The sequence below is a fragment of the Martelella mediterranea genome (assembly GCF_021021415.1).
In the GTDB taxonomy this organism is placed as follows: domain Bacteria; phylum Pseudomonadota; class Alphaproteobacteria; order Rhizobiales; family Rhizobiaceae; genus Martelella; species Martelella mediterranea_C.
This window is the reverse complement of record NZ_JAINWJ010000072.1, coordinates 1-334: the sequence shown is the minus strand read 5'-3', so window position 1 is coordinate 334 and position 334 is coordinate 1. Positions and strand designations below refer to the sequence as shown.

1 protein-coding gene is annotated in these 334 nt (G+C 48.2%); it reads right to left on the bottom strand.

What is annotated here, in order from left to right:
• On the bottom strand, positions 1 to 334 hold a 334-nt coding region (locus K7H91_RS24705), incomplete at both ends, for an IS66 family transposase (RefSeq protein WP_230722826.1).

Genomic DNA, 334 nt, shown 5'->3' with positions numbered 1-334 from the left:
TAGTCGTTTCATCCATGCACAAAACACTGCTGCCTTTGATGTCTTTTCTGAGAGCCAGATTCAGCCACAGCAACTTGTCACTCAACTCCTCCATGCGTTTATGCATCGTTTGACGCGAAATTCGATGCCCGGCACGCTCCGTGATGTTTTCCAGGCGATAATACGGGAGAAAGTCAGAGAATTTTGCGACAACGATTTGTGCAATCACATCTTCACCGAACGGTGATTGCCCCAGCAAGCGCTTGGGACTTTTTGCCTGAACGAGCTTGTTACAAGCCGGGCAGACATATTTTGGATAGTGACTTTCAACGACGTAGTATTCCGCCGGCTTGTA